This window comes from Bradyrhizobium sp. Arg816 (genome assembly GCF_029989365.1).
In the GTDB taxonomy this organism is placed as follows: Bacteria; Pseudomonadota; Alphaproteobacteria; order Rhizobiales; family Xanthobacteraceae; genus Bradyrhizobium.
Genome location: NZ_JAPRAQ010000003.1, coordinates 523,770 through 548,524, shown reverse-complemented (window position 1 = coordinate 548,524; position 24,755 = coordinate 523,770). Strand labels below are relative to the sequence as shown.

Here is a 24,755-nt window from a genome sequence, read left to right as displayed (position 1 = left end):
GTATAGACCCCGCCAAATCCGTCATTCGATAGCCACTCAAGACAGGCGCCGGGCGCCCGAGGAATTGCCATGAAAGCCGAAATTCATCCGAATTATCATACGATTAAGGTCGTGATGACCGACGGAACCGAGTACCTGACCCGCTCCACCTGGGGCAAGGAAGGCGACACGCTGAACCTCGACATCGACCCGAAGTCGCACCCGGCCTGGACCGGCGGCAACGCCCAGCTGATGGATCGCGGCGGCCGCGTCTCGCGCTTCCAGAAGAAGTTTTCGGGCTTTCTCAAAAAGGATTGATCCGGCCCACAAGGCTGGTGACGAAAACGCCCCCGGGAGACCGGGGGCGTTTTTGTTTGTGGCGAGACCTGTAGGGTGGGCAAAGCGAAGCGTGCCCACCATCCTTTCTACGATCCGGAAAGCAAAATGGTGGGCACGGCGCTTTGCGCCTTTGCCCACCCTACGAGAGCTGTGACTACGGCACCTCTGCGCTTACCGCTCGAACGCGGCCTTCAGCGCGTTGAGCTGCGGCACCAGCGGATTGCCGATCGCCACGTATTCGACCGCCGGGGTGTGGATGGTGGTGTCGAGGCGGCGCACGCGGGTCTGAAGGCTCATCGAGCGATGGATCAGGTCCTGGAGTTGCGAGGGCAGCTTCTCGACGGTGTCGGACGGGCCGGGATCGGCGGCGGTGAGCTTGACCTTGGTCTTCTCACGATTGGCCTGGCTCAGCGTCATCTCGCCTTCCTTCACCGCGCGGTGCAGCAGCAGCCACGAAGCAAGCTGCATCAGGCGGGTGGTCAGACGCATGCTCTCGGTCGCATAGGTGAGGCTGACGGCGCGGTCGAGCGCCTTGGCCTCGGTGCGGCCGGCGCCGTCGAGATAGGCGGCGGTCTCTTCCACCAGGTCCATGCCCTCCCGGAACAGGACGCCGAACGCCGCAGAATTGGTGAACCGCTCGCTGAGTTGAACGAGAGCACCTTCGGCTTGCAAACGTTCCATGGTTAACGCCCCTTACGCAACTGTTTACCCACCCGGCTTTGGCGCCGGCTTATGATGAACAAATCATTGCGCGGGCGGGACGCGGAGTCCAGCGACAAGCACGGATATGGTTTCCGCGGGTCCTTCCTCGGAATTCAACCAGAACGAGACGCAAAAATGGAAAAAAAAGAGCCGCCGGAGACCGGCGGCTTTGAAAGTTGATAACAGGGAGGCGTCAAACAGAGTGGACAGGAGCCACTCGGTGTCCAAACGAGGACAGTTCCAGTCATAAACCCGAAAGCTTAATTGGAAGTAAACGAGCTAATTTTTTGAGAGTTCGTTAGCCATGTCGGTCACTGGCCGAGTGCGCGGCGGGAACAAACTCGGCGCAGTGGGCGATTGACTCACCCCTCATGGTGAGGAGCGCGCACCGCGCGCGTCTCGAACCATGCAGGCCCCGCTATCGCCCGCGGCCATCCTTCGAGACGACCGCTACGCGGTCTCCTCAGGACGAGGATTTCGCCTAGCCCTCGAACCTGTGAGGTGGCCGTCTACTTCTTGAAGAAACTATCCGCCGCATTGCGCGAGGCGCGCTTCTTGGTGGCGGCTTCCTCGAGCCTTGCGATCTCGGTGTTGAGCAGCGCCACGCGCTCGGTCAGTTCCTCCACCGACAACAGTGAGAGATCCTGTCCGATTTCATGGCTGATCTTCTTGCGCGGGCGGTCGTCGTCTTCCGTCGCCATCGTCGTTCCTCCTGCGTTCGCGCGGGCACATGGCTGAAGCGGTTGCCAGCGTGCACCACGCTGGCTAAGCAAAGGGCCTCGTTTCATCCCGCACCTTTGCTCAAGGACACATCATGGACAAGCTGCCCGCGCAAATGACCGTGGTCGCCATCTCCAAGCCCGGTGGACCGGAGGTGCTGGTGCCGGAACAACGTGCCGTTCCGCAGCCCGGTCCCGACGAGATCCTGGTCAAGGTACAGGCCGCGGGCGTCAACCGGCCCGACGTGGCGCAGCGCTCCGGCGCCTATCCGCCGCCGCCCGGCGCCAGCGACCTGCCGGGGCTCGAGATCGCCGGCGAAGTGGTGGCGGTCGGCAGCAACGCCAAACGGCATAAGGTCGGCGACAAGGTGATGTCGCTGGTCGCCGGCGGCGGTTATGCGCAGTACTGCATCGCGCAGGACGCCCAGGCGATGAGCGTGCCGCCGGCGCTGTCGATCAAGGAAGCCGGCGCGCTGCCGGAAACCCTGATGACGGTCTGGCACAACGTGTTCGAGCGCGGCGGCCTGAAGGCCGGCGAGACGCTGCTGATCCATGGCGGCTCCTCCGGCATCGGCACCATGGCGATCCAGCTTGCGAAAGCGTTCGGCGCGAAAGTGTTCGTCACCGTGGGATCGCAGGACAAGATCGATGCCTGCCTCAAGCTCGGGGCCGACCGCGCCATCAATTACAAGACCGAAGACTTCGTCGCCGTGGTCAAGGCGGAGACGAACAATACCGGCGCCAATTTGATCCTCGACATGGTCGCCGGCGAATATGTGGACCGCAACTATGATGCCGCCGCGGTCGACGGCCGCATCGTGCAGATCGCAACCCTCAACGACCCCAAGGTCAGCGTCAACATCGCCAAGGTGATGGTGAAGCGCCTGACCCATACCGGCTCGACGCTGCGCCCCCGTAGTAATGCGGACAAGGCGGCGATGGTGGCCGCAATCGAGGCGAAAGTGATGCCGCTGTTGCGCGAAGGCCGCGTCAAGCCGCTGATGGACAGCAGTTTCCCGCTGGAAAAGGCATCCGACGCGCACCGGCGCATGGAGACCTCGGCACATATTGGCAAAATTGTGTTGGAGGTCTAGGCCAACGGCCCATGGGGCACGGCGGAAACCCTTTGATTTTCCTCGCTTTCGTGGCATCTATCGCGACGCGCCGAACCATCTTGTTCCGTTCGGAAAACGCCTTGCACTGACCATCCTGCACTGAAGAGTTTGCGTCGAACGCGGAGAACCGACCTTGCGTCTGATCAGGTGCCTCGCGCCCATAGCGCTGGGCCTCATGATTCTCGTCGCCGCGTGCCCGGCGCGCGCGCTGGATGCCGTCAGCGTCCGTGGCGACGCGCCCGCGATCGACCTCACCGGCGTGCTCGAGCATCAGCGCAGTGACGCCGATCGCATCCAAGTCTCGACCGCACCCGGCACCGACGGCATCGTCCGCCGCATCGAGGTGCGCGCCCGCGAGGGCGGGCAGAACTGGGTGGTGTTCGCGCTCGCCAACAACACCGACGACCAGCTCGACCGCCTAATCGTCGCCCCGCATTACCGCATCGTCTCGTCGGGCCTGCTGTGGCCCGACCTCGGGCTGTCGCGCATCGCGACCATCACGCCCTCGATCGGCGACCGCCCGGAGCGCCAGGAGAGCGCGACGGCCGACGTGTTCCGCATCACACTCGATCCCGGCGCCGTCGTCACCTTTGTCGCGGAGTTGCGCACCGACAAGCTGCCGCAGCTCTATCTGTGGGAGCCCGAGTCCTACAAGGACAAGGTCAACTCCTTCACGCTCTACCAGGGCATCGTGATCGGCATCTCCGGGCTTTTGGCGCTCGTGCTCACCATCCTGTTCGTGGTGAAGGGCAGCATCATGTTCCCGGCCGCCGCGGCGCTGGCCTGGGCGGTGCTGGTCTATATCGGCGTCGATTTCGGCTTCTGGGGCAAGGTGCTCGACATGTCGAACAACGCCGAGCGCATCTGGCGCGCGGCGGGTGAAGCGATCTTGGCGGCGACGCTGCTGGTGTTCCTGTTCGCCTATCTCAACCTCAGTCGATGGCATGTGCGCTATTCGCACATCACAGTCGGCTGGCTCGCATTCCTCGGCTCCCTCGTCGCGCTCGCCTTGTTCGACCCGGCCGTGGCGTCCGGCATCGCGCGCATCTCGCTGGTGCTGATCGCCTTCGCGGGCTTCGCGCTGATCGTCTATCTCTCCACCCACGGCTTCGACCGCGCCGTGCTGCTGATCCCGACCTGGTTCCTGCTGGTGATCTGGGTGGTCGCGGCCGGCATGACGGTCGCGGGCTCCGTCACCAACGACATCGTCGGCCCGGCGCTGCTCGGCGGCCTCGTGCTGATCGTGATGCTGATCGGCTTCACGGTGATGCAGCACGCCTTCGCCGGCGGCGGCGCCAGCACCGGCGTCGTCTCCGACATCGAGCGGCGCGCGCTGGCGCTGGCCGGCTCCGGCGATCTGATCTGGGACTGGGACGTCTCCGCCGACAAGGTGTTCACCAGCCCCGAGACCGAAGCCCTGCTCGGCCTCAAGCGCGGCACGCTGGAAGGCCCGGCGGCGTCGTGGCTCGAGGTGCTGCATCCGCTCGACCAGGACCGGTTCCGCGCCGCGCTCGACAGCGTGCTCGACCAGCGCCGCGGCCGCCTGGTGCAGGATTTCCGGCTGCGCACGCCGGACGGTCATTTCATGTGGTTCGCGCTGAAGGCGCGCCCGGTGGTCGGCTCGGACGGCGAGGTCTCGCGCGTGGTCGGCACGCTCACCGATGTCACCGAGCTGCGCAACGCCGAGGAGCGCCTGCTGCACGATTCCGTGCATGACAACCTCACCGGCCTGCCCAACCGCAAACTGTTCATGGACCGGCTCGGCGCGGTCGCGCATTTCGCCAAGACCATGCCGACGCTACGGCCGACGCTGATGGTCATCGACCTCGACCGCTTCAAGCAGGTCAACGATTCCGTCGGCATCGCAGTCGGCGACTCGATCCTGCTGACGCTGGCCCGCCGCCTCACCCGCATCCTGAAGCCGCAGGACACGCTGGCGCGGCTTGCCGGCGACCAGTTCGGCCTGATCCTGCTCTCGGAGCAGGACCCTGCCCGCATCACCGCCTTCGCCGAGACCATCCGCAAGACCATCCGCGCCCCGATCGCCTTCAACGACCGCGAGATTTTTCTCACGGCCTCGATCGGGCTGGCGCTCTCCGATCCGCAGACCCAATTGACGGACGAGATCATCAAGGACGCCGAGCTTGCGATGTATCATTCCAAGCGGATCGGCGGCGACCGCATCGACGTCTACAAGCCGGCGATGCGCGCGCGAAAGACCGACCGCCTGACGCTGGAGAGCGAGCTGCGCCGCGCCATCGAGCGGCAGGAGCTCACGATCCTGTACCAGCCGATCGTACGGCTGGAGGATCGTTCGATCGCCGGCTTCGAGGCGCTGGTGCGCTGGGATCATCCGAAGCTCGGACGCATGGCGCCGTCGGAATTCATCAGCATCGCGGAAGAAACCGGCCTGATCGTCGACCTCGGCATGTTCGTGCTCGATCAAACCGCAAAGCAGCTTTCGGTGTGGCAACGCGCGATGCGCTCGCGCGAGCCGATCTTCGCCTCCGTCAACGTCTCCTCGCGGCAATTGCTGCGCCACGATCTGATCCACGACATCCGCACCGTGCTGTCGCGCTCCTCGGTGGCGCGCGGCACGCTGAAGCTGGAATTGACGGAATCGCTGGTGATGGAGAACCCGGAGCACGCAGCCCAGATGCTGACGCGCATCCGCGAGCTCGGCACCGGACTGTCGCTCGACGATTTCGGCACCGGCCATTCCTCGCTGGCCTATCTGCAGCGCTTCCCGTTCGACACCATCAAGATCGACCAGTCCTTCGTTCGCACCACCAACCGCGGCACCCGTCCGGTGATCCTGAAGTCGATCATCGCGCTCGCGCATGATCTCGGCATGGACGTGGTCGCGGAAGGCGCCGAGACCGATTCCGACGCGGTCGAGCTCTACCAGATGGGCTGCGAATACGCGCAGGGCTTCGCCTTCGGCGAGCCGATGGACGCGGATGCGGCGATGCGCCTGCTCACGGAAGTGCGGCTGGAAGCGGCGAGCTAGCGCTCATCTCCTTCCGCTCTCCTCCCGGAAAGGGTCGCTCGCAAGGCGAGCGGGGTGCCGCACCGGCGCGCTGATGCCGGGCTTGATCCAGATCAATGGGCCGTGCTCGACCACCATGAAAGATGCAACGCAGCATTCGATCCAGAACGGCTTCGTCATCGTGGTCACGGGGCCCGCAGCTGTCGTTCTCGGAATGAGCAGACCACGCGTCTTTCTCAGGAGTCACGGATGACTCGGCACCTTTTCTACGCGATCACCCTGATCGGCACCGGAGTGTTCCTCGCCTCATCGGCCGAAGCAGTGACAGCCGCACGATGCGAGGATCGAGGCGCAAATTGCCTCGGCACATGTGCCAACTACACCGGCGGGGCCGGTGACGTTCGAGGGCGCCAGAACACATGCGTGCGCACCTGCGACCGGCAGACGACCAGCTGCCTGATACGAGCCCATGCCGCTGACGAACGCTGGCCCGGTAATCGCCAATGAAGGTCGTGGTTCTACACTTGGGCTAAACACTTGGGCGAAACACGTGGGCTAACGCCCCCATCTCGCGCTTGCGGCGCACCGCGTCCAGCTGGCCTACCCTGGCTTGCGTCGTAGCCCCGCGACCAGACAAAACCCCGCCACCAGCGAGATCGCGGCGCAGTCGCGCCAGCGCCAGTAGCGGGCCTCGAAGGCGAGCGCGAACAGCACGCCTGTTGCAATCAGGGCTGCGCCAAAAATCCCCCTTGGCCAGCGCAGAATCATGCGGCGTCAGCTCACCTGCGCTGCTTCTTCTTGGTGAACCGCACGCTCTGGCCGTCCGGCATCCGCGTCGCGACGAACCCCGCGGCGAGGCAGGCTTCGCGCTGGGGCATCTGGATGTCGGGGCTGCGGAGGCTGTCCCACCATGAGGCGCGATTCGCCGCACGTGGCAGGGCCGCGCCGATGATCTCCTCGATCTGCTCGAAGCTCAGCACGAATTCCATTTGCTTCTGCCGCGTCAGGTAATCCCGCAGCGCGTCGTAATCGTTCACAATCGTCCTCTCGTCCCGGCTCCGCTGCCCAAAAGCGATCCCCGCGGAAACCAATTCTTAACTCATTGCGGCAGCGCCGTCCCGGCTTAAACACTACGCAAGATTTCGGGCGCATCCACTAGCGTCGGGAGCAATCGATGCAGTCTGGATGGCGCGACGTCACGACCCGCCGGCCGTGGCGGATTTCGGCGAAGCTGCTGATCATATCGTCCGTCGTGACGGTGATCGGCTTTTCCGCCATTTGCGTCAACGTCATGCTGGACATGCGCCGCGGCGAGGAGGCCCTCGCGCGCCAGACGCTGGACAATCTGGCCACCTCCATCGAAGCAGATATCAGCCGCAACATCGAGATCTACGATCTCTCCCTGAAGGCGGTCGCCAGCAACATGCTGCTGCCGGAGATCAACGCGGTCTCGAAGCCGATCCGTCACCTGATCCTGTTCGACCACGCCACCACGGCGCGGCACTTCGGCGCCATCCAGGTGTTCGATGCCGAGGGCAGGCTGACCATCGACGCCTCCACGCTCGATCCCCTGCCGGAGAACCGGAGCGAGGAGGACTACTTCAGGGTTCATCGCGACGATCCCGACGCCGGCCTCTTCATCAGCCGTCCGATGCTGTTCCGCGGCGCCTATTCCATCGTGCTGAGCCGGCGCATCAGCGATACCGACGGCGGCTTCCTGGGGGTCGTCACCGGCTCGATCCGTTTCAGCTATTTCCACGAATTGTTCGAGCGCCTGAACCTCGATCCCGACGATACCATCACCGTGCTCAGGCGCGACCGCACCATCATGATGCGGCGGCCGTTCGATCTCGACGTCATCGGCAAGAATCTCGGGACGCGGCAGAGCTGGAAGGCCGACAATCTCAAGGCCGGCGGGTCCTATGCGGGCCAGGGCCCGGTGGACGCGACGCCGCGCCTCTACGTCCGCAGCACCGGCCCGGGTCCGCTCTTCGTGGTGGCAGGCAAGCCGCTCGCCGCCGTGTTCGAGATCTGGCAGAAGGAAGCCTACCGCATCGGCGCCGTGGTCCTGGCGCTCATCCTGTTCATGCTGGCCTCGACGCTGGTGCTCGCCCGCGAGATCAGCCGGCGCGCCGAAGCCGAGCGCAAGCTCGAGGAGATGGCGACGACGGATGCGCTCACCGGCCTGAAGAACCGCCGCAAGTTCGACCAGGTCATCGACGCCGAATGGCGCCGCGCGATGCGCCAGAAGACACCGGTCGCGCTGCTGATGATCGATGCCGATCACTTCAAGGCCTACAACGACACGTTCGGCCATCAGGCCGGCGACCAGGTGCTGGTCGGCATCGCGATCTGCATTTCCGATTCCGTGCGGCGGTCCGGTGACTGCGCCGCGCGCTATGGCGGCGAGGAATTCGCGGTGCTGCTGCCGAACACGTCGGCCGCCGAGGCCTTCAATGTCGCCGAGACGATCCGCGGCAAGGTGCAGGGCTGGTCCGACGACCAGGCGATGTCGACGGTCTCCTGCGGCATTGCGGGCTTCGTTCCCACCACCGGCATGGACTGGCCGGTCCTGGTCGCCGCCGCCGACAAGGCGCTCTATGCGGCGAAAGCCGGCGGCCGCAACCAGTCCGTGGTCGCGAGCCTTCCAAAGCTGTCGCTGGTGGCGTGAGGGCTTCTCTCCCCGTCATTGCGAGGAGCTCTTGCGACGTAGCAATCCAGACTTTCTCCGCGGAAAGATTCTGGATTGCTTCGCTTCGCTCGCAATGACGCCGGGAACTACTGCCCCAGATACTTCTTCATTTCCGCAATGAGCCCATCACGCAGTTCCGGCCGCTTCAGGCCGTAGGCGATGTTGGCGCGGAGGAAGCCGGGCTTGGAGCCGCAATCATGGCGCTCGCCCTCGAACTCGACGCCGTAGAATTTCTGCGACTTGGCGAGGCCTATCATGGCGTCGGTGAGCTGGATCTCGCCGCCGGCACCGCGCTCCTGGGTCTCCAGGATCTTGAAGATCTCCGGCTGGAGGATGTAGCGGCCGGTGATCGAGAGGTTGGAGGGCGCGGTGCCCTTGGCCGGCTTCTCGACCATGCCGTCGACCTCGAACGTCTTGCCGGTGCGCTTGCCGACGCCGCAGATGCCGTATTGATGGGTGAGATGGTCGGGTACGGCCTCGACCGCGATGACGTTGGATTTTTCGCCGAGCGTTGAAGCCGTCTCGATCATCTGCTTCAGGCAGCCGGTCGTGTTGAGCACGAGCTCATCGGGCAGCACGACCGCGAACGGCTCGTTGCCGACGATGTCGCGCGCGCACCAGACCGCGTGGCCGAGGCCGAGCGGCGCCTGCTGGCGGGTGAAGCTGACGGCGCCGGCCCCAGGCTGGTTCTGCGCCAGGATGTCCTGCTCGGCCTTCTTGCCGCGCGCGGCGAGCGTCGCGTCGAGCTCGAACATCTTGTCAAAATGATCTTCGATGACATTTTTGTTGCGGCCGGTGACGAAGATGAAATGCTCGATGCCGGCTTCCCTCGCCTCGTCATAGACGTACTGGATCAGCGGCTTGTCGACGATGGTCAGCATTTCCTTCGGCATCGCCTTGGTGGCGGGCAGGACGCGGGTGCCGAGGCCGGCGACGGGGAATACGGCTTTGCGAATTTTCATTGATCGAATACCTGAGACGTGAACGGAGCAATGGTATCTTGCTAGCTTGTTTGCAGCCGCTAACAAAGGCGGATGTGGGGCCTCGCGCTCACAGAGTTGAGAAAAAGGCCGACACCAAAATTTCACCTTTGTTAAGCTATTGGCAACCGGTACCGGGCCTCCTGAAGGCGGATTTTCGGCCGGACAGGTAGGGTATGATGCAATCAGTGGCAGGGCTGGCAAAACGTGCTGGATTTGTGACCGGCGCAATGATGCTTGCGGCCGCTGTGCTGCTGCCTGTCAGCGCGCACGCGCAGGCGCAGAACGGCTTGTCGAACCTGTTCGGCGGTATTTTCTCCGGCCCGAATCCGGCGCCTGCGCAAGCCCCGCCCGGCCCCGGCGGCGCCTTACCCTGGACCGGCGAGGACGGCGCCTCCGGCCATCCGCTGATGACGGCCGCCGCGATCCGCGAAGCCGCCTCCAACTTCAACAATTGCGTCGCGGGGATGTGGCCCGATGCCGCACGGCGCAACATCACGCAGGAGAACTTCCAGCGCTTCACAGCCGGGCTCACACCCGATCTGCGCATCATGGACCTGATGGATTCGCAGCCGGAGTTCACCAAGTCGATCTGGGACTATCTCGACATCCTCGTGAACGACAACCGCCTCGCCAAGGGCCGCGAGGTCCTCTCTAAATACAAGGCGCAGTTCGACGCCACCGAAAAGGCCACCGGCGTCGATCGCTACATCATCGCCTCGATCTGGGGTATCGAGTCCAATTACTCGACGCAGATGGGCGACCGCAGCGTGCTGCAATCGACCGCGACGCTCGCCTGCATCGGCCGCCGCCAGGCCTATTTCAAGGACGAGTTTCTCTCCGCGCTGGAGATCCTCAACCGCGGCGATCTCAGGCCTGAGCAGATGCGCGGCTCCTGGGCCGGCGCCTTCGGCCCGACGCAGTTCATGCCGACCGCGTTCAAGCGCTTTGCCGTGGATGGCGATGGCGACGGACGGCGCGACGTCGTCGACAATCCCACCGACCTGATCGCCTCGACCGCCAACAATCTGAAGAAGGACGGCTGGCAGGCCGGCCAGACCTGGGGCTTTGAGGTCGTGGTGCCCCAAGGCTTCAACTACATGCTGGCCGATCGCGCCAAGGCGATGACGATCGCGCAGTGGGAGAAGCTCGGGCTCAAGCGCCCGACCAACCAGCCCTTCCCGCATCCGGCCGAGAAAGCCTATCTGCTGGCGCCGGCCGGGGCGCAGGGCCCGGGCTTCCTGATGCTGCAGAATTACCGCGTCATCATGAAGTACAACCCGGCCGAGGCTTATGCGCTGGCGATCGGCCATTTCGCCGACCGCCTGCGCGGCGGCCAGCCCTTCGTGCAGCCCTGGCCGCGGCAGGAGCGCGAGCTGTCCCGCACCGAGCGGCTGGAGCTCCAGCAGCTCTTGGCCCAGCGCGGCTTCTACAAGGGCACCCCGGACGGCCAATTCGGCGGCCAGACCCGGGAGGCACTGCGTAATTTCCAGGCCTCGATCGGGGTCCCCGCCGACGGGTTTGCCTCCTCCGACGTGCTGGAACGGCTGCGCGGGCGGTAAACACCGCCCGCCACGGCCGATCGTTCAGGAATCGACGTAATTCACGACGTCCGATAGTTCGAACCTCGCCCCCTGGCCCGACATGTCCTTGACCGTGGGCCGCCAGTTCGGGTCCTGGACGAGATAGGACTGATTGTCCGCGACGACGAGGCCGATCAAGACCTCGGCGACGATGCGACCGCCGACGTCGCCCAGCCGGCTGCCACCCAGCACCTGGGATTTCTCCTCTCCGTCTTCCTCGAAGTCGGTCTTGACCGCGTCGGCCAGCTCCGCCTCGCGCAGGATATAGTACCAGAGCGGTGCGTTCTCGTGCAGCTGCGCTGCGTTCGTCGCGAACATGTCGCTGCGCGCCTTCGCGGCATCGTCGTCCAGATTGCCGGGATCGATCCAGAGCTGATCGTCCGTCAGGGGCTTGAGACCCATGCGCCGTGCCACCGCCTGCCCGCTCGGCAGGCCCAGCGCGATGCCGCGCTGCAGGTTCAGGCTCGGCAATGACTTGCGATCGGGTCTCTTCTCGTTGCGCAGGTCCGGCAACATCGAGAGCGGATCGACCAGCATGGTGTCGATCCGATAGGCCGGCTGCGGCCGCACGAAATCGCCGAACGGAAGCTCCTTCGTTGGCTTCGGCAGATCGCTTTTCACGTCGGGCAGGAAGAAGCTCCAGTCGATGCCCCATTCCGGCGGCAACGGACGGAAGCCGTTCAGGCTCTGCACATCGTCGCAGCTGAAGTTCGGCTTGAAGATCGGCAGCCGGTCCAGTGAATTCGTCTTCTGATGCGGTATCGCCGCGCTCAGCGAATAGCTCGGCCGGACCATGGAGTGGCCGAACCGATAGGCCGCGACCGAAAATTCGACCGGCATGAACGGATATTGCGCGGCCTCCGGGTTGTAGAAGTGGAGCTTCGGCTTGCCGCCGTTGTAGACCGCGTGGAACATCTTGTCGCCGACGATGCGCCGCACGAAGTCATGCAAGACGACCCATTGATAGTGCCAGCGTACCTTGCGCTGGGCCGTATTGAAGGCTGCGAGGCCCGTGATCCCCGGCCGCTCGTTTCCCGGCTCGGTCGACGGCCGCGCCAGGTCGAGCATGATCCTGTTGTGGAAGCGCTGCCACAGCTGGTGAATCTGCAGGACGATGTTGTTCTCGTCGTTGCGCTTGTCGCCGATGATGGCGCGCGGGCAATCCTGATGCGCATCGTCGACTTCACCGCTCTCGTCACGCGGCGCGCGTTGCACGTCGAAGAGCTTCTTCTTGCCCTTCAGATAGGCCGGCGTCTTGTCGAAGCCGAGCTTGATGGTGAGATCGGGATTGTAAAGGTAGGGTTGATCCGCCGGCCCCCGGCCGTAGATGCTGTCGAGGTCCAGCCGCGCCGTGCGGAAATCCTGGGTCGCGTTGGGATCATTGTCACGGTCGAGATCGGAGGCAGGATCGAAGGTGATGTCGTGATCGATGAACTGGCCGAAATAGGTGTAGCCTGCCTTGATCTTCGGATTCTCGTCGGCCGGTTCCTCCTCGGTAATCGGAGCGCCGGTATCTCCCCGCTTGATCATGGTGTCGGCGATCGCATTCATGATCGCCTGTTCCTGCGGTAGGGTATCGCCGAAGCGGGCCCGGGCCAGCTCCGGGAACATGCGGCCGAACCGGCCAAAGCCTTCCGGCTGGTAAGCCACGGCGTCCAGGCCGCGTTCGGATCGTCCATGGCCTTGCGGTCGCTTCGCTTTGGACTGCTCGGCCTGCGCGTCGAGCAATTTCTCGGCTTGCGCACGGGACTCGGCAACATCTTGCTTGGTGATGTCCTGCATGGGTTCAGCTCCCGAAATTGGAATTGGTCATCAATATTGAGAGAGCGCTATTTCAGCGTGAAAATACCGTGAGACCGCCATCGAAGTTGTGAGATGGATCGCAATTAGGGGTGGATCACGCCGTCGCACCCCATGATCCGGCCCGCCGGTAACCGTTCCGGCCTGTTTCGGGTCGATCGGCCTTGACCTCCGGACCCAACGGACGGTTTATGGCAACGAATTCTGCCCGTTTGGCGCCCGATTCCGCTATTATATCGAGCCTATCCCGACCCCCATTGCGCGTGCCCGAGATCGCATGTCGAAGCCCAGGCCCCAGTTCAAGTCCTTCTTCAAGGCGCTGACCGAGACCGGCCCGTTGATCGCGCTGGGGACGGCGCTCGCGATCCTGGTCTCCGTCGCAGGACCCGCCTCGGCGCAGTTCTTCAACTTCCCCGGCTTCGGCGGCCCGCCGCAGCGGCAGGCCCCGCCACCGCGGAACGGTGGAGGCGGCGGCTGGTTCGGCGGCGATTTCTTCACGCCATTCCAGCAGCAACAGCCGCAGGCGCCGCGCCAGGATTTTTCGCGCGCGCCGGCACCTAGCAAGCGCGACACGACGCCCGACAAGAACGTGCTGGTGATCGGCGACGCCATGGCGGACTGGCTCGCCTACGGCCTCGAAGACGCCTACACTGAGCAGCCCGACATGGGCGTGATCCGCAAGCACAAGACCACGTCCGGCCTGATCAAGTACCAGCCGAAGGGTGAGCCCGCGGACTGGGCAGCGGCAGCGAAGGGCATCCTCGAGACCGAGAAGCCCGACGTGATCGTCGTCATGCTCGGCCTCAACGACCGCATCTCGATCCGCGAGGTCGCGCCCGACAAGGCGACGGACAAGGACAAGAAGAACGACAAGGGCGCGCGCGCCAAGCCGCAAGGCAAGCCAGGCGAGAAGCCCGGCGACGCCAAACCTGATTCCGCCGCCAAGCCGGACGACAAGCCGGCCGACGCCGACCTGCCGCAGGACGATGCCGACAACGCCGACACGCCGGCGGTCGCAGCGCCGGAGAAGACCGCGCGCAACCCGAACGGCCTCTACGAATTCCGCGACGAGCGCTGGGTCGAGCTGTACGGCAAGAAGATCGAGGAGCTGGCCAACGTCCTCAAGTCCAAGGGCGTGCCGGTGCTCTGGGTCGGCCTGCCCGCGATCCGCGGCCCCAAGGGCACGGCGGACATGCTGTTCCTGGATTCGCTCTATCGCGAAGGCGCGGCCAAGGCCGGCATCACCTATGTCGATGTCTGGGACGGCTTTGTCGACGAAGCCGGCCGCTTCCTCCAGAAGGGCCCGGACTTCGAGGGCCAGATCCGCCAGCTCCGCAGCTATGACGGCGTCTATTTCACGAAACCCGGCGCACGCAAGCTCGCCCACTATGTCGAGCGCGAGATCACTCGGCTGCTCGCCGGACGCTCCGGCCCGATTGCGCTGCCGAGCGAACCTGCGACCCCCGACACCAGCGCCGAGCCCGGCAAGCCCGCGCCGCGGCCGCTGGCGGGACCGATCGTGCCGCTGGTTGCAGCCTCGATCTCGGCCGATCAATTGCTGGGCGGACCGGGTTCGCGTCCCGCCGCCGTCGATGCGCTCGCCGCGAAGACGATGGTGAAGGGTGAGCCGCTGGCCGCGCCCGCGGGCCGTGCCGATGATTATGCCTGGCCGCGCCGCGAAGTCGGCCGCGAGCAGGCCAAGGGCGATACGCCGATGGCGACGACGACGCCCGACGGCAGCGCCGCTCCCGGCACACCGGGTCCAGCCGCCGCGATCGCGCCGCCAAGACTCGCGCCGAAGAAGCCGCCGATGCAGCAGCAGCCGCAGCAGCCGGCCCAGGCAGCGCCGTCATTCCGCGATTTCTTCGGCTTCGGCTCTCCGCAGCCACCGCCGCGTCAATTGGCGCCGGCGCCGCGCAATCCGAATCCCAATCCCGCGATCCCGCGCCCGCCTGGTAACGTCGGGCGATCGGCGGAGATGTTCCGGTAGTTTTTCACTGATGATTTCAGCTGTCATTCCGGGGCGCGCGTAGCGCGAACCCGGAATCCATCGCGCCCCACCGACGATGCCCGATGAATGGATTCCGGGCTCGCGCCAAGAGGCGCGCCCCGGAATGACCAGTGGCGGGAAGCTCAGCCGTAATAGCGCCAGCGCGGCGGCGGGCGACGGGCGGGACGCGACATCAGAAGCGCGAGTGCGAAGCCGATCCCGCCGGCGACCAGCAGCGCACCGAGCGGATTGTCCTGCACCTTCTTGGCAATCGCCTGCGAACCGTCGCGCAAGGTCTCGGCCGGCTTGTCGTAGGCATCCTTGGCGTAGCCGGCCGCGGTCTCGCCGGCGTCGCGCACGGCGTCCTTGGCCTGGCCGTAGAGATTCTGCACGGTGCCAGCGGCTTCCCGCGCCTTGCCTGACGCCTGTGTCTGCGCATCGCCAGCGAGATCACCGACGGCGCCTTCTGCGCGCCCAGCGAATTCCTTGGCCGATCCGACGATCCGATCCTTGTCCATGTTGCTCCTCCTCGGGGGTCAGCCCAAGTAACCGATCAGGAGCAGCGCAGTTCCAAGCTTCTGCGAAAGTGTGTAGTCTGGATCCCGCCTGCACTCTTCGAGCTACGGCAGGCCAGTCGCTCCATCCTGGCTACAGGATGAGCCCGCCATCGACGACCAGCGTCTGGCCAATGATGTAGGACGACAGCGGCGAGGCCAGGAACAGGGCCGCGCCCGCCATGTCAGCCGGCGTGCCCAATCGCCGCAGCGGAATGCGCGACAACGCGCCTTCGAGCCGCTTGGGATTGTCGGTGGTTACCTTCGTCATCTTGGTGTCGACGAGGCCGGGCGCGATACCGTTGACGCGGATGCCATCCTCGGCCCAGGCCTCGCCCAGCGTCCGCGTCAATCCGACTGCGCCGGTCTTCGAGGCGTTGTAGGCGGGATTGCCCATGGTGGAATGATAGGCTGCGGTCGAGGACACCATGATCAGCGCGCCCTTGCTGTCGCGCAGCATGGAGTGAAACCGCGTCGCGCAGGCCATCAGGCTCATCAGATTGACCTCGACGACCTTGCGGAAGCCGGCCATCTCGAACTCGCCGCGGCGATAGAGCACCGCGCCCTGCGCGAGCACGAGCACATCGAGACGGTCGAAGGACGGCTTGAACGCTTCCACCGCGCCGGTGTTGCCGACGTCGAGCTGCGCATAGGAAAGACCCGTGAGATCGGAGCCTTCTTGCGTCGAATATTCCGCAGGATGAGCACGCGTGCCGCAGACCGCAACAGCGGCACCCCTCGCACGAAAGGCTTGCGCGATGCCGTTGCCGATACCGCTGGAACCGCCGACCACCAGCACCTGCTTGCCTAAGAAATCCAGCTCGTTCGCCATCGCGGCCTCCCCTTTTGTTTTGCTTGTTTGACCTGTCTGCTGATCGATGCCAGCCTTGTCCATCTCATAACAAGAAACAAGAGACGCGAGGAAACGGCATGTCCGAATTCAAGGAGCTCAGCCGGTCGGTGAAGGGCCTGACCGTTCTCGTCACGGGTGCTGCGAGCGGCATGGGGCGCGCCACAGCGCGCGTGTTCGCCGCTGAAGGCGCAAACGTCGCCGTCACCGACTTTGATGAGCAGGGCGCACTGTCCGTTGCCAAGGAGATTGCCGCGAACGCCGGATCATCGAAGGCGTGGAAGCTCGATGTCGCCGATGGCGGCGAGATCAAGCGCGTGGTTGGCGCTGTCGCGGCGCATTTCGGCGGACTCGACATCATCGTCAACAATGCCGGCATCTCCGTGCGCGTCGCGATAGACGACGAGGCTTACGAAGATGCCTGGGCCAAGGGCATCGCGGTGATGCTGACGGCGCATCCGCGCATCATCCGCGCCGCGCTGCCGCACCTGCGCAGGTCGAAGAGCCCGCGCATCGTCAACATCGCCTCGACCGAGGCCCTCGGCGCCACCGCATTGCACAGCCCCTATTCGGCGGCAAAGGGCGGCGTGGCGAGCCTCACGCGCTCGCTCGCCGTCGAGCTCGGCCGCGAGGGCATCACCGTCAACTGCATCTGCCCGGGCCCGATCCGCACCGCCATCACCGACCGCATCTCCGAAGAGCACAAGACCATCTACGCCAAGCGCCGCACTGCACTCGGCCGTTACGGCGACCCCGAGGAGGTCGCGCATATGACGCTGAGCCTGTGCCTGCCGGCTGCGTCTTTCCTCACCGGCGCGGTGATCCCGGTCGATGGAGGCTTGATGGCCCGCAACGCGTGAGAGCCATGCGCGCCGAGCGTTGACAACGCCGAGTGCCGGAGTAGCTTTTTCACCGGCAGAGCGGGACCAACCGCTCGCGGTTTGCGGGAGAAACACCATGACGATCGCCATCCGGCAGCTTCAAAAACATTTTGCCTGCGAGGTTTCCGGCCTCGACCTGCGAAAGCCTCTCACCGAGGCCGAGGCGCGCGAGGTCGAGGCCGCCATGGACAAATATGCGGTGCTGATCTTCCACGACCAGGACATCACCGACGAGCAGCAGATGGCCTTCGCGCTGAATTTCGGCCAGCGCGAGGACGCGCGCGGCGGCACCGTGACCAAGGAAAAGGACTACCGTCTCCAATCGGGCCTCAACGACGTCTCCAATCTCGGCAAGGACGGCAAGCCGCTGGCGAAGGACAGCCGCGCGCATCTGTTCAATCTCGGCAACTGCCTGTGGCATTCCGACAGCTCGTTTCGCCCGATCCCCGCAAAATTCTCGCTGCTGTCGGCGCGGGTGGTGAACCCGAAGGGCGGCAATACCGAGTTCGCCGACATGCGCGCGGCCTATGACGCGCTCGATGACGACACCAAGGCGGAGATCGAGGATCTCGTCTGCGAGCACTCGCTGATGTATTCGCGCGGATCGCTCGGCTTCACCGAGTACACCGACGACGAAAAACAGATGTTCAAGCCGGTGCTGCAACGCCTGGTGCGCACCCATCCGGTGCATCGCCGCAAGTCGCTCTATCTCTCATCGCATGCCGGCAAGATCGTCAGCATGAGCGTGCCGGAGGGCCGGCTGCTGCTGCGCGATCTGAACGAGCATGCGACGCAGGCCGAGTTTGTCTACGTCCACAAATGGAAGCTGCATGATCTCGTGATGTGGGACAACCGCCAGACCATGCATCGCGTCCGCCGCTACGACCAGTCCCAGCCCCGCGACATGCGCCGTGCGACGGTGGCGGGGACAGAGCCGACGGTACAGCAGCAGGCGGCGGAGTAGGCGGCACACCCCGCTGGACGTGGTCATCGCCCGGCTTGACCGGGCGATCCAGTACTCCGAGACGGTTGTGATGCAATCGATAGGCCGCGGCGTACTGGATGCCCCGGTCAAGCCGGGGCACGACAGCGGAGGGGGGCGCAGGACACCGCAAACCTTCGCAGCAGTTGTTACACAGCTACGCGTGTCCCGCATCGTTCGAGAGCATGCCGGGATCGATGCCGATCTTGCGCAGCGCGCGGCCGTACTTCTCGTCAACATCGTCGCCGAAGATCAAATCCGAATCCGCATCGCAATGCAGCCAGCCATTGCTCTGGATTTCGGTCTCGAGCTGGCCCGGCGCCCAGCCGGCATAACCAAGCGCTAGGATGGCGTGCTTCGGGCCGGAGCCGTTGGCGATCGCCCGCAGGATGTCGACGGTCGCGGTGAGGCAGACGCCGTCGTCGATCCGGAGCGTCGCGTTCTCGATGTAGAAATCGCTGGAATGCAGCACGAAGCCGCGGCCGGTATCGACCGGTCCGCCACGCAGCACTTTCATGCTTTCGGCGTTCTCCGGCAGCTTGATGTGCTCGCCCTTCTTGATGATGCCGAGCTGCTGCAGGAGCTCGGGGAAGTCGATGCTGCCGGCGGGATGATTGACGATGATGCCCATCGCGCCCTCGGCGGAATGCGCACAGAGATAGATCACCGAGCGCTCGAAGCGCTCATCGCCCATCACGGGCATCGCGATCAGGAGCTGGCCGTCGAGATAGCCGGCCGAGCTGGGAAGCGCGGGGGCCGCGCTGCGGGTGCTTTCGCCCGTCCTTTTGCCTGTGGGAGCCATCGGTAAAGCACTCCGGTTTCGATTCCTATCCTGATGTCGGGCCGGGCCGCTGTCAAATCAAGGCTTGCCTCGACTTGATTCAGGTGCATCCATCACAAGCAATTCAATGGTTTGCCCAGGGGCGACCCTGTAAAGACGTGCCATGCTGACAAGAGTTCCCCTGCATGCGGCGATTGGCGTCGCAACAACCCTGCTTGCGTCGTCGGTGACGCTCGCAGCCCGCGCCGACGACGCTTCGCCCTGGCAGCGCGACGGCCATTCCGCAGTGCGATTGATCGCAGGGTCGCGCAGCGGCGCCGTCCTGCTCGGCGGTATCGCCTTCCAGCTCCAGCAGGGATGGAAGACCTACTGGCGCATCCCCGGCGATTCCGGCGTTCCGCCGCGGTTCGATTTCTCGAAATCGGACAATGTCGAAGCGGTGACGGTGATGTGGCCGGCGCCGCTGAAATTCGATGACGGCGCCGGCGGGCATTCGATCGGCTATCACGGCCAGATCGTGCTGCCTCTGCGCATCGTGCCCAAGGCGCCCGACAAGCCGGTGACGCTGCGCGCCGAGATCAACTACGCCGTGTGCGAGAAGCTCTGCGTTCCCGTCGAGGCCAATGTCGAGCTCGGCTTCAACAACGTCGCCTCGACCGAGGACGCCAATCTGCGTGCCGCGCTCGACACCGTGCCGAAGCCTGCCACGATCGGTGATCCCAATCCGCTGACCATCCGCGACGTCAGACGTGACGGGCCCAAGAATGTCGTGGTCGACGTGGTCGTGCCCGATAGCCGCGGCGTCAATTTGTTCGTGGAAGGGCCGACGCCCGATTGGGCGTTGCCGATCCCGGCGCCGGTCGACCGCAGCCCACCCGGCGTGCAGCGATTTTCCTTCGAGCTCGACGGACTGCCGCCGGGCGCCAAGCCCGACGGCGCGGCGCTGAAGTTCACACTCGTCGCGCCTGAGAAGTCGTACGAGTTCAATACGAATCTGGAGTAAGCCGGAGCTGAGTTGCGCTGCCAGCGCCACATATTCAGCTGTCGTCCCGGGGCGCGCGCAGCGAAAGCCCGGGACCCATAGCCACAGGGAGTGGTTTGGCGAGGACTCGGAGTTGCCAGCCAGCGCAACAATGTCTCCCTGGGGTTATGGGTCCCCGCCCCCGTGCGCAATTGCGCACTAGGCGGGGACGACGCCGGTGGCTGGAGCGGCAGCATGCCTCACCCAACCCAATCTTAACGAATGGTTGCTAATCCCCAAGGGCTACCGCATCAGGCCTGCCGCAGCATGCGGGACGCCTGATACGGACGCCCTGGGGATCTCGAATTGGCCGTGATGGATGCAGAACCCGCAACGACCGGACCTGCCGGCCTCGTCGCGCGGCTGCGCGCGAAGCTGACGGGCGGGTCGAACGAGGCGTCGCTGACGCGGCGGTTGGCCGGCACCATCTTCATCATCCGGGTGATCAGCGCAGGCCTCGCCTATTTCTCGCAGGTTCTGCTCGCGCGCTGGATGGGGACGTCCGACTACGGCATCTACGTCTATGTCTGGACCTGGGTGCTGCTGCTCGGCAGCATGATGGATTTCGGCATCTCGGCCTCCGCGCAAAAGATCATTCCCGAGTATCGCACCAGCGGTGAGCATGCGCTGCTGCGCGGCTTTCTCTCCGGCAGCCGCTGGCTGACCTTTGCCGCGTCCACGCTGGTGTCGCTGGGGCTCGCCGGTATCGTCAAGCTGCTCTCGCCCTGGATTAATCCGGCCGAGGTGCTGCCGCTCTATATCGGCTGCATGACGCTGCCCGCCTTCGTCGTCGCCAACACCCAGGACGGCATCGCGCGCTCGCATGACTGGATGCAGCTCGGTTTGATGCCGCAATTCATCATCCGCCAGGCGCTGATCATCGGCATCACGGCCGCTGCCTTCCTGCTCGGCTATCATCTCGGCGCGGTCGCCGCGATGGTCGCGAGCGCCGGCGCGGTGTGGATCGCGATGACCGGGCAGATGGTGGTGCTGAACCGCAAGCTCGCCGATCATATCGAGCCAGGCCCCAAAACCTACGACATCGGCGGCTGGCTCGCCGTCTCGCTGCCGATCCTGCTGGTCGAGAGCTTTTACCTGCTGCTGTCCTATACCGACGTGCTGGTGCTTCAGCAGTTCCGCCCGTCGGACGAGGTCGGTGTCTATTTCGCGGTGGTGAAGACGCTCGCTTTGGTCTCGTTCATCCACTACGCGATGTCGGCGACCACCGCGCATCGCTTCGCCGAGTACAACGCGCTCGGCGACAAGGCGCGCCTGTCGGCCTATGTCGCGCATGCCATCAACTGGACGTTCTGGCCGTCGCTGGCAGCGACAATCGTGCTGCTTGCGCTTGGCAAGCCGCTGCTCTGGCTGTTCGGCCCGCAATTCACGGTTGGCTACGACATCATGTTCGTCGCCGCGATCGGCCTCGTGGTGCGCGCCGCGATTGGACCGGTCGAGCGCCTGCTTAACATGCTCGGCCAGCAGAAGATCTGCGCGCTGGCCTACGCGCTGGCCTTCGTGATGAACGTCGTGCTCTGCATCGCGCTGGTGCCGAGCTTCGGCGGTCACGGCGCCGCGGCTGCGACCTCGATCTCGCTGACATTCGAGACAGTGCTGCTGTTCTGGATCGTGCGCCAGCGGCTCGGCCTGCACGTGCTGGCGTTTGGCAAATAGGCGCTGCCACCCGGGTTGCCGGCCTGGAGAATGGCTGTTTCGCGCCTTGCGCAGCGGCGACTGAAACCCCCTCCCCGCCCACCGTCCGTAGCAAGATTATTCTTATTCAACCCAAACGGTTGCGCTTCAGGGAAATTTTATTCTACGTCATATTGCTCAACCGACGAGATAAACCTAAGATTCCCCAGACATGATTGATCCACTCTATGTCGCCTCCGGATTTGGCGTCGGCCTGCTTGTCGGGATGACCGGCGTGGGCGGCGGCTCGCTGATGACGCCGCTGCTGATCCTGCTGTTCGGCATCCACCCCTCCACCGCCGTCGGCACCGACCTGCTCTATGCCGCCGCCACCAAGACCGGCGGCAGCGTGGTGCATGGCTGGTCGCGGAGCGTGCACTGGCCCGCCGTGCTGCGGCTCGCCTGCGGCAGCATCCCGGCGAGCGCGCTGACGCTGCTCGTGCTGTGGAAGCTCGACCTCAGGAGCGATTCCGAGCGCAGCCTGGTCAATCTGGTGCTGTGCTTTGCACTGCTGCTGACCGCGACCTCGCTGATCTTCCGCAAGGCTCTCATGGAGCGCTATCGGAAGCGCCTCGAGCAGGTCAATGAGCGCACCACGGCCATCGCGACCGTCGTCACCGGCATCGTGCTCGGCGTGCTGGTGTCGATCTCGTCCGTCGGTGCCGGAGCGGTCGGCGTCACCGTGCTGCTGCTGCTCTATCCGCGCCTGCCGATGGCGACCATCGTCGGCTCGGACATCGCGCATGCGGTGCCGCTGACGCTGGTCGCGGGCATCGGACATTGGGCGCTTGGCGATGTGGATTGGGCCCTGATGGGCGTGCTGCTGCTGGGCTCGCTGCCCGGCATCATCGTCGGCAGCCTCAGTGCGACGCGCGTCCCCGAGACGGTGCTGCGCCTGACGCTTGCCTGCGTGCTGTTCGTGGTCGCCGGCAAGATCATGTTCGCGGAGCTGAACCTGTCGTCCGCGATCGTGACGGCGCTGGCCTGGACGCATTAGGCCAGCCACCCGCCCTAGCTGTCATCGCCCGGCTTGACCGGGCGATCCAGTACTCCAGAGCCTAACGTTGGCGAACTCGCTCTTGCAACTTCCGCCGCGGCGTACTGGATGCCCCGGTCAAGCCGGGGCATGACACCGGTCGTTACTCCGCCGTCCAGCCGCCGTCGATCGACAGGTTGGTGCCGGTGATCTGCGCGGCGTCGTCGCCGCACAGGAACAGCGCGAGGGCTGCGACCTGCTCGGAGGTGACGAACTCCTTGGTCGGCTGCGCGTCGAGCAGCACGTCGTTGATGACCTGCTCGCGCGTGAGGTTGCGCGCCTTCATCGTGTCGGGGATCTGCTTCTCCACCAGCGGCGTCCAGACATAGCCGGGGCTGATGCAGTTGCAGGTGATCTTGTGGGTCGCGACCTCGAGCGCCACGGTCTTGGTCAGGCCGGCGATGCCGTGCTTGGCCGACACATAGGCGGACTTGAAGGGCGAGGCGACCAGCGAGTGCGCCGACGCCGTGTTGATGATACGGCCCCAGCCCTTCTTCTTCATGCCGGGCACCGCCGCGCGGATGGCATGGAAAGCCGAGGACAGGTTGATCGCGATGATCTGGTCCCACTTCTCGACCGGGAATTCCTCGATCGGCGAGACGAACTGGATGCCGGCATTGTTGACGAGGACGTCGACGGAGCCAAACGACTTCTCGCCGAGCGCGATCATCCCGGCGATCTCGGCGGGCTTGGTCATGTCGGCCGGCGAGTACACCGCCTTCACGCCGAAGTCGGACTCGATCTTGGCGCGCTCCTTCTCGATGTCTTCCGGCGAGCCGAAGCCGTTGATGACGACATTGGCCCCAGCGGCGGCGAAGGCGCGCGCATAGGCGAGCCCGATGCCGCTGGTCGAACCGGTCACGACGGCGTTCTTGCCTGACAGACTACCCATGTTATTCGCTCCTTTTTGGCGGGGGCGCGGTGACGTCCCCCGTGAGATCGTAGGTCACCATGGTCTCGCCGGACTGCGGCCGCTCGAGCCAGTCCTTATGGCGCATCGACAGATGCACGTCGCGCACGCCGGCTTCCCAATGCTCGACCATGCCGACATGCGAGAAGTCGTAATCCTTCGACGAGGATTCGTAGTTCTTGCTGCGATAGATCAGGTGCACCACGGTGACGGTGCTTTCGCGCGACACCTTCGCGAGGAATTCGACGGACGGGTCGTTCTTCAGATAGTCCGGCAATTTGCCGATCAGGTCGCGCACGGCCCTGCGGGCGTTGTGGATCTGCTTGTTCTTGTCGGTGTTCATCCGCGTTCGGCTGGAGAAGCGGATGTCCTTCTCGCGCTCGGTCGCCTCGAGCAGCGAATTCGGCAGATCGCCGCGGGCGCTGAACAGATCGACCTGGAAGATCAGCATGTCGCGAGCGATCTCGGCATCGAGCACGTAGTCGAGCGGTGTGTTGGAGGCGATGCCGCCGTCCCAGTAGTGCTCGCCTTCGATCACGACGGACGGAAAGCCCGGCGGCAGCGCGCCGGAGGCCATGATGTGCTCGGGGCCGATGGTCTTGCCGAGCTTCTTGAACTCGTAATTGTCGAAATATTTGAAGTTGCCCGAGGTGACGCCGACGGCGCCGACCGACAGCCGCGTCTTCAGATCGTTGATGCGGTCGAAATCGACCAGGCGCTCCAGCGTCTTCTTCAGCGGCGCGGTGTCGTAATAGCTCTCGGCCTGCTTGCTGCCGGGCGGCCAGAGCGGCGCGGGCGGAATGCGCGGCGTGAAGAAACCGGGCACCCCGAAGGTCGCGATCAATGCGGCACTGGTCGAGTTGAACAGCTCGCGGCTGTGATCGCTCTTGCCGATCGGCTTCCACGGCACCGGCGCCGACACCATCTCCCAGAATTCCTTGAGCCGCTTGATGCGGGTGTGTCCGTCATTGCCGGCGATGATGGCGGCGTTGACCGCGCCGATCGAGATGCCGGCGACCCATTCCGGCTCGAAGTCGAAATGGCACAGCGCCTGATAGGCGCCGGCCTGATAGGAGCCGAGCGCCCCACCGCCCTGGAGGACCAGGACGCGCTGCGCCTTCGCGGGGACTGTTGCGACTTCCGGGCTATGATCTGTCATC

Annotated in this window: 22 protein-coding genes; 11 read left to right on the top strand and 11 right to left on the bottom strand. The window is 64.8% G+C overall.

The window, feature by feature from the left end:
• Positions 1–69 precede the first annotated feature (69 nt).
• Entirely contained in the window at positions 70–297 is a 228-nt protein-coding gene (gene rpmE / locus OWC48_RS11335) for a 50S ribosomal protein L31 (RefSeq protein WP_007599895.1), read from the top strand.
• Between the two features lie 192 nt (positions 298–489).
• On the opposite strand, the gene OWC48_RS11330 is transcribed toward rpmE, so the two are convergent.
• Together OWC48_RS11330 and OWC48_RS11325 are read right to left on the bottom strand one after the other, a co-directional pair.
• On the bottom strand, positions 490–999 hold the full coding sequence (locus OWC48_RS11330) for a DUF1465 family protein (protein WP_282520042.1): 510 nt from the start codon (positions 997–999) through the stop codon (positions 490–492).
• A 530-nt stretch (positions 1,000–1,529) separates the two neighbouring features.
• Positions 1,530–1,721: a DUF1192 domain-containing protein gene (locus tag OWC48_RS11325; RefSeq protein WP_282520041.1), complete on the bottom strand. Its 192-nt coding sequence runs from the start codon at positions 1,719–1,721 to the stop codon at positions 1,530–1,532.
• 113 nt (positions 1,722–1,834) lie between these two features.
• Between OWC48_RS11325 and OWC48_RS11320 the strand changes: the two genes are divergently transcribed.
• Both OWC48_RS11320 and OWC48_RS11315 read left to right on the top strand, forming a co-directional pair.
• Positions 1,835–2,833 carry an NAD(P)H-quinone oxidoreductase gene (locus OWC48_RS11320; RefSeq protein ID WP_282520040.1) on the top strand — a complete coding sequence of 333 codons (999 nt, stop codon included), beginning with the start codon at positions 1,835–1,837 and terminating at the stop codon, positions 2,831–2,833.
• 154 nt (positions 2,834–2,987) lie between these two features.
• On the top strand, positions 2,988–5,864 hold the full coding sequence (locus tag OWC48_RS11315; protein WP_282520039.1) for an EAL domain-containing protein: 2,877 nt from the start codon (positions 2,988–2,990) through the stop codon (positions 5,862–5,864).
• A 579-nt stretch (positions 5,865–6,443) separates the two neighbouring features.
• Here the strand turns inward: OWC48_RS11315 and OWC48_RS11310 are convergent.
• Entirely contained in the window at positions 6,444–6,611 is a 168-nt protein-coding gene (locus OWC48_RS11310) for a hypothetical protein (protein ID WP_282520038.1), read from the bottom strand.
• 11 nt (positions 6,612–6,622) lie between these two features.
• A complete protein-coding gene (locus tag OWC48_RS11305; RefSeq protein WP_282520037.1) occupies positions 6,623–6,880 on the bottom strand; it encodes a hypothetical protein in 258 nt (85 codons plus the stop codon).
• Positions 6,881–7,017: 137 nt separating this feature from the next.
• Between OWC48_RS11305 and OWC48_RS11300 the strand changes: the two genes are divergently transcribed.
• Positions 7,018–8,514, top strand: a complete 1,497-nt coding sequence (locus OWC48_RS11300; RefSeq protein WP_282520036.1) for a diguanylate cyclase — start codon at positions 7,018–7,020, stop codon at positions 8,512–8,514.
• A 107-nt stretch (positions 8,515–8,621) separates the two neighbouring features.
• Here the strand turns inward: OWC48_RS11300 and OWC48_RS11295 are convergent, their stop codons facing one another.
• Entirely contained in the window at positions 8,622–9,497 is an 876-nt protein-coding gene (locus tag OWC48_RS11295) for a UTP--glucose-1-phosphate uridylyltransferase (RefSeq protein WP_282520035.1), read from the bottom strand.
• 194 nt (positions 9,498–9,691) lie between these two features.
• Here OWC48_RS11295 and OWC48_RS11290 point away from each other — a divergent pair, with 194 nt between their 5' ends.
• Positions 9,692–11,077 (top strand): lytic murein transglycosylase, encoded by a 1,386-nt coding sequence (locus OWC48_RS11290; RefSeq protein ID WP_282520034.1) that lies wholly within the window; start codon positions 9,692–9,694, stop codon positions 11,075–11,077.
• Positions 11,078–11,101: 24 nt separating this feature from the next.
• Here the strand turns inward: OWC48_RS11290 and OWC48_RS11285 are convergent, their stop codons facing one another.
• The gene (locus tag OWC48_RS11285) at positions 11,102–12,880 is read right to left on the bottom strand and encodes a heme peroxidase family protein (protein WP_282520033.1); all 1,779 of its coding nucleotides are present in this window, start codon (positions 12,878–12,880) and stop codon (positions 11,102–11,104) included.
• Positions 12,881–13,175: 295 nt separating this feature from the next.
• Here OWC48_RS11285 and OWC48_RS11280 point away from each other — a divergent pair, with 295 nt between their 5' ends.
• Positions 13,176–14,888 carry an SGNH family hydrolase gene (locus OWC48_RS11280; RefSeq protein ID WP_282520032.1) on the top strand — a complete coding sequence of 571 codons (1,713 nt, stop codon included), beginning with the start codon at positions 13,176–13,178 and terminating at the stop codon, positions 14,886–14,888.
• Between the two features lie 143 nt (positions 14,889–15,031).
• On the opposite strand, the gene OWC48_RS11275 is transcribed toward OWC48_RS11280, so the two are convergent.
• Both OWC48_RS11275 and OWC48_RS11270 read right to left on the bottom strand, forming a co-directional pair.
• A complete protein-coding gene (locus OWC48_RS11275; RefSeq protein WP_282520031.1) occupies positions 15,032–15,406 on the bottom strand; it encodes a CsbD family protein in 375 nt (124 codons plus the stop codon).
• Between the two features lie 130 nt (positions 15,407–15,536).
• Positions 15,537–16,274 carry an SDR family NAD(P)-dependent oxidoreductase gene (locus tag OWC48_RS11270; protein WP_282520030.1) on the bottom strand — a complete coding sequence of 246 codons (738 nt, stop codon included), beginning with the start codon at positions 16,272–16,274 and terminating at the stop codon, positions 15,537–15,539.
• Between the two features lie 98 nt (positions 16,275–16,372).
• On the opposite strand from OWC48_RS11270, the gene OWC48_RS11265 reads away from it, so the two are divergent.
• Both OWC48_RS11265 and OWC48_RS11260 read left to right on the top strand, forming a co-directional pair.
• A complete protein-coding gene (locus OWC48_RS11265) occupies positions 16,373–17,152 on the top strand; it encodes an SDR family NAD(P)-dependent oxidoreductase (RefSeq protein WP_282520029.1) in 780 nt (259 codons plus the stop codon).
• A gap of 97 nt (positions 17,153–17,249) precedes the next feature.
• The gene (locus tag OWC48_RS11260) at positions 17,250–18,137 is read left to right on the top strand and encodes a TauD/TfdA family dioxygenase (protein WP_282520028.1); all 888 of its coding nucleotides are present in this window, start codon (positions 17,250–17,252) and stop codon (positions 18,135–18,137) included.
• A 175-nt stretch (positions 18,138–18,312) separates the two neighbouring features.
• On the opposite strand, the gene OWC48_RS11255 is transcribed toward OWC48_RS11260, so the two are convergent.
• On the bottom strand, positions 18,313–18,957 hold the full coding sequence (locus OWC48_RS11255; protein ID WP_063981003.1) for a YqgE/AlgH family protein: 645 nt from the start codon (positions 18,955–18,957) through the stop codon (positions 18,313–18,315).
• A gap of 142 nt (positions 18,958–19,099) precedes the next feature.
• Between OWC48_RS11255 and OWC48_RS11250 the strand changes: the two genes are divergently transcribed.
• The 3 genes from OWC48_RS11250 (at position 19,100) to OWC48_RS11240 (ending at position 22,646) form a co-directional block, all read left to right on the top strand.
• Positions 19,100–19,939 carry a protein-disulfide reductase DsbD domain-containing protein gene (locus OWC48_RS11250; RefSeq protein ID WP_282520027.1) on the top strand — a complete coding sequence of 280 codons (840 nt, stop codon included), beginning with the start codon at positions 19,100–19,102 and terminating at the stop codon, positions 19,937–19,939.
• Positions 19,940–20,263: 324 nt separating this feature from the next.
• On the top strand, positions 20,264–21,631 hold the full coding sequence (locus OWC48_RS11245; RefSeq protein WP_404979732.1) for a flippase: 1,368 nt from the start codon (positions 20,264–20,266) through the stop codon (positions 21,629–21,631).
• 190 nt (positions 21,632–21,821) lie between these two features.
• Positions 21,822–22,646, top strand: a complete 825-nt coding sequence (locus OWC48_RS11240; RefSeq protein WP_071916674.1) for a sulfite exporter TauE/SafE family protein — start codon at positions 21,822–21,824, stop codon at positions 22,644–22,646.
• Positions 22,647–22,788: 142 nt separating this feature from the next.
• Here OWC48_RS11240 and OWC48_RS11235 read toward each other — a convergent pair whose 3' ends face one another.
• Together OWC48_RS11235 and OWC48_RS11230 are read right to left on the bottom strand one after the other, a co-directional pair.
• Positions 22,789–23,577, bottom strand: coding sequence for a 3-hydroxybutyrate dehydrogenase (locus tag OWC48_RS11235; protein WP_028148408.1), 789 nt, complete (start codon positions 23,575–23,577; stop codon positions 22,789–22,791).
• 1 nt (position 23,578) lies between these two features.
• Positions 23,579–24,754, bottom strand: a complete 1,176-nt coding sequence (locus OWC48_RS11230; RefSeq protein WP_282520025.1) for a patatin-like phospholipase family protein — start codon at positions 24,752–24,754, stop codon at positions 23,579–23,581.
• Position 24,755: the final 1 nt, after the last annotated feature.

Bases quoted from the DNA above. Each gene is read 5' to 3' on its own strand.
- OWC48_RS11260 (WP_282520028.1), top strand. From the start codon at position 17,250: ATGACGATCGCCATCCGGCAGCTTCAAAAACATTTTGCCTGCGAGGTT.
- OWC48_RS11290 (WP_282520034.1), top strand. From the start codon at position 9,692: ATGATGCAATCAGTGGCAGGGCTGGCAAAACGTGCTGGATTTGTGACC.
- OWC48_RS11310 (WP_282520038.1), bottom strand. From the start codon at position 6,611: ATGATTCTGCGCTGGCCAAGGGGGATTTTTGGCGCAGCCCTGATTGCA.
- OWC48_RS11280 (WP_282520032.1), top strand. From the start codon at position 13,176: ATGTCGAAGCCCAGGCCCCAGTTCAAGTCCTTCTTCAAGGCGCTGACC.
- OWC48_RS11320 (WP_282520040.1), top strand. From the start codon at position 1,835: ATGGACAAGCTGCCCGCGCAAATGACCGTGGTCGCCATCTCCAAGCCC.
- OWC48_RS11285 (WP_282520033.1), bottom strand. From the start codon at position 12,880: ATGCAGGACATCACCAAGCAAGATGTTGCCGAGTCCCGTGCGCAAGCC.
- OWC48_RS11295 (WP_282520035.1), bottom strand. From the start codon at position 9,497: ATGAAAATTCGCAAAGCCGTATTCCCCGTCGCCGGCCTCGGCACCCGC.
- OWC48_RS11235 (WP_028148408.1), bottom strand. From the start codon at position 23,577: ATGGGTAGTCTGTCAGGCAAGAACGCCGTCGTGACCGGTTCGACCAGC.
- OWC48_RS11325 (WP_282520041.1), bottom strand. From the start codon at position 1,721: ATGGCGACGGAAGACGACGACCGCCCGCGCAAGAAGATCAGCCATGAA.
- OWC48_RS11270 (WP_282520030.1), bottom strand. From the start codon at position 16,274: ATGGCGAACGAGCTGGATTTCTTAGGCAAGCAGGTGCTGGTGGTCGGC.
- OWC48_RS11265 (WP_282520029.1), top strand. From the start codon at position 16,373: ATGTCCGAATTCAAGGAGCTCAGCCGGTCGGTGAAGGGCCTGACCGTT.
- OWC48_RS11275 (WP_282520031.1), bottom strand. From the start codon at position 15,406: ATGGACAAGGATCGGATCGTCGGATCGGCCAAGGAATTCGCTGGGCGC.
- OWC48_RS11300 (WP_282520036.1), top strand. From the start codon at position 7,018: ATGCAGTCTGGATGGCGCGACGTCACGACCCGCCGGCCGTGGCGGATT.
- rpmE (WP_007599895.1), top strand. From the start codon at position 70: ATGAAAGCCGAAATTCATCCGAATTATCATACGATTAAGGTCGTGATG.
- OWC48_RS11330 (WP_282520042.1), bottom strand. From the start codon at position 999: ATGGAACGTTTGCAAGCCGAAGGTGCTCTCGTTCAACTCAGCGAGCGG.
- OWC48_RS11250 (WP_282520027.1), top strand. From the start codon at position 19,100: ATGCTGACAAGAGTTCCCCTGCATGCGGCGATTGGCGTCGCAACAACC.
- OWC48_RS11230 (WP_282520025.1), bottom strand. From the start codon at position 24,754: ATGACAGATCATAGCCCGGAAGTCGCAACAGTCCCCGCGAAGGCGCAG.
- OWC48_RS11240 (WP_071916674.1), top strand. From the start codon at position 21,822: ATGATTGATCCACTCTATGTCGCCTCCGGATTTGGCGTCGGCCTGCTT.
- OWC48_RS11255 (WP_063981003.1), bottom strand. From the start codon at position 18,957: ATGGCTCCCACAGGCAAAAGGACGGGCGAAAGCACCCGCAGCGCGGCC.